At 46.9% G+C, this 2,497-nt stretch carries 3 protein-coding genes and 1 pseudogene; 1 reads left to right on the forward strand and 3 read right to left on the reverse strand.

Going from position 1 to position 2,497, the window contains the following annotated elements:
* Positions 1-365 (reverse strand): annotated as a pseudogene (locus F6K37_RS38020) (hypothetical protein); the annotation flags it as partial.
* Positions 366-370: 5 nt separating this feature from the next.
* Between F6K37_RS38020 and F6K37_RS38025 the strand changes: the two are divergent.
* The gene (locus F6K37_RS38025) at positions 371-514 is read left to right on the forward strand and encodes a hypothetical protein (RefSeq protein WP_158026554.1); all 144 of its coding nucleotides are present in this window, start codon (positions 371-373) and stop codon (positions 512-514) included.
* Between the two features lie 465 nt (positions 515-979).
* Here F6K37_RS38025 and F6K37_RS38030 read toward each other — a convergent pair whose 3' ends face one another.
* Both F6K37_RS38030 and F6K37_RS38035 read right to left on the reverse strand, forming a co-directional pair.
* A complete protein-coding gene (locus F6K37_RS38030; protein WP_071105176.1) occupies positions 980-1,213 on the reverse strand; it encodes a hypothetical protein in 234 nt (77 codons plus the stop codon).
* Between the two features lie 377 nt (positions 1,214-1,590).
* Positions 1,591-2,172, reverse strand: coding sequence for a Pvc16 family protein (locus F6K37_RS38035; RefSeq protein ID WP_071105177.1), 582 nt, complete (start codon positions 2,170-2,172; stop codon positions 1,591-1,593).
* Positions 2,173-2,497: the final 325 nt, after the last annotated feature.

The following is a 2,497-nucleotide window of genomic DNA, read 5'->3' on the forward strand; positions in this document are numbered from 1 at the left end:
TCTTGCTGGTAGCCTTGGGCAACAACGTTAACTATAACCTGGCGAGGACTTGATTTATCCCTAGATGCTTCCAGACTACTCAGGAGATAGTTGCCATCGTTGTCAGTAAAAGTATACTCACCACTCCCCTCAATTTCAACTTTGGCCATAACCACAGCTTCATCGTCTGAGTTGGTGACCTTACCCAACAGAGCAGTTGGTTGGAAATAGAAATTAACAGTAGGTATCGCGATTGCACCAGTTTCTGGATCTGATGATACCTGAACCTCGGTCTGATCGGATTCCGTATTAGAACCAGGCGGTATAGTTTTGATGGTTGGGTCAGCACTATAGCGAGTACCCGTACCTGGCAAGGAAGCCGTCAAGGTATATGGCCCATCAGGGAGATCCTGGAATTGACACTCCCCGACCTGTTCGCTTAGCGGAGGCCGTAGGCCACAAGGCGCGGGGATTCCTAGATCAACGAGCCGCCTTAAACCGCCGTGTTCTAATCTTTGACGCCGTCAAAAATTAGACAATACTTAAACCAAAAACCCGTCAAGACCAAGTTCCTAGTTAATTCACGACAGACCCAGAGGGCGATTCTCCCTAGGCGTTTAGCTACTTAATTGGAAGTGCCTTAAAAAGTCCGTTTCCCTTCCTTTTCACTTGGTTCCGGTGTGCCCCACCGTACCGTTTTTTCGTGCATAGTGATTTTTCTGGGTTCACACACCAACTGTTAATTGATGATTGGGTTTTTAAAGAGGACCTTCCCTACCCTCTAGGCATTACTGTTTTAAGGTCAATAAGTTACGGGTCTCTCTCCCGGCTCAGCCTCGGTTTCTCAACCTGTACCTACTTTATTCTAAATTACTTTCGATTCTAAATTACTTTCGATGATGATTCCGGAGTCTTCTAGGAATTTATTTCATGGCGACATTAGTCGCTGTTCACTTTCATCCCCGCTCGCTTTGTGACGGGGCTTTCAGTGTTCGGATTCCTAGTAAAAATAGCCGTCAACTCTGGTACGAGTGCGGTCAGGTCTCTCGACCCTCTTTTCCCAGTCATCTCCGTAAAGCCCAGCTAGCAGATCTAACTTGCTTTTGAAGCTGTCGGGCATATCGGCAATCTCGACCACTGCTCCCGGAATCACCTGCTGAGTTTGGTCATCTTTCACCTGCCCAGCGATGGCGACCTGATGGCGGATTGCTTCCAACCTGATCTTATTTGACACGAGCAATACTCCCTTAGTCAACTACAGGATTTAAACATCGCCCCCGTGGGTCCCTCACAGGGGTAGGTTTTTTACATTAGGGTCAAACATGGGACTTAACCTGATCAGAGTAAAAGGAAAACAACGAATAAATGATGATTTTTAACGACAAATTAAGTACATTGTCTTGATGCAGTCGCTCATGGGGGAAACCCCCTTTGGCGGCGCTGCATCGCTTTCTTATCCCCCACACCCCACACCCCACACCCCACACCCCACACCTGAGGTCTTTGTAAAAAACCTACCCTTATGAGGTTAGGGGGGCGGGGGACTTTGAGAGTAGTACCCCAAGTTTGGGGGGTTAGGGGGGCAAAACCAACTAAACTTCGTAAGTCCAGTTACTTAATCCTCATATTTGTCCTCATATCGGTTACCAAAGTTCCTGCGTCAACCGGATCATCGACTTCCACAGCCATAGTCAGGGTGTAGTTCAATGCTGGTCTGGGCTTTCCTCCCATTGCTTGCCAGAATTCCCCCAAACTTTGTAGGTTGCTCTGACTCAGACTAACTGTCCTGATCGGAGGTTCCATCCCCTTGAGGCTTCCCTGTAATACAGCGGCTGGAATTATACGATGACGCAGTAGCACTTTCATTACCTCCCCCAGCCATTGGTGCTCTTCTTGCTCTGGTTTTTGACCATCACCTGTTGTAAGAGCAGACCAAGCAGTGATTAGGTAAGAGCAATCCACTCGCACTGGATTACGCCTTTTGGTCGCCCTACCGTTACTGCGTTCTGTTGACCAGGTGGTGTTACGTAACTCCAGATTCTCACGCACATCGTAAAGAAAGAGATTAATCGCTGGCTTAACACTAAAATCCTTGTCAGGTGTGGCAAAGCTAATCGTAACTGACGAGATTAGGTCAGGAGGGAGTTCGCCCTTGAGCAATTCCTCCAAAGTTTTATCCAGGTCATGAATCATCGCATTTCCCCACTCTTAGCACGCAGGTGGCCAAATCATCAGCCAAATGGTTGAGGTCAATCAGCAATTTGGCTAACCCAAGTATCAACCTTAGAATGCAAACTGCCCCTTAATTCTTCTCCGTAACAAAAATACATACAAGTTATCAGTACTTAGTGAATTAGTTGCACAGTTATTGAAGTTATTACGAATCATTAAATCAGCCCAGCATACTGACCAAATTCCCCCTCTATTAACACTTTTCCCATCTTCTGATACTCTCGCCGGACTGCACGAAGCAGGTGATTCATCTTGACAATTCCACCATCATCTGCTGCTATAAAAG

The sequence above is a fragment of the Moorena sp. SIO4E2 genome, assembly GCF_010671945.1.
Taxonomy (GTDB): domain Bacteria; phylum Cyanobacteriota; class Cyanobacteriia; order Cyanobacteriales; family Coleofasciculaceae; genus Moorena; species Moorena producens.

Coding starts and splice junctions, on each gene's coding strand:
- F6K37_RS38025 (WP_158026554.1), top strand. CDS start 371: ATGGCCCATCAGGGAGATCCTGGAATTGACACTCCCCGACCTGTTCGC.
- F6K37_RS38035 (WP_071105177.1), bottom strand. CDS start 2,172: ATGATTCATGACCTGGATAAAACTTTGGAGGAATTGCTCAAGGGCGAA.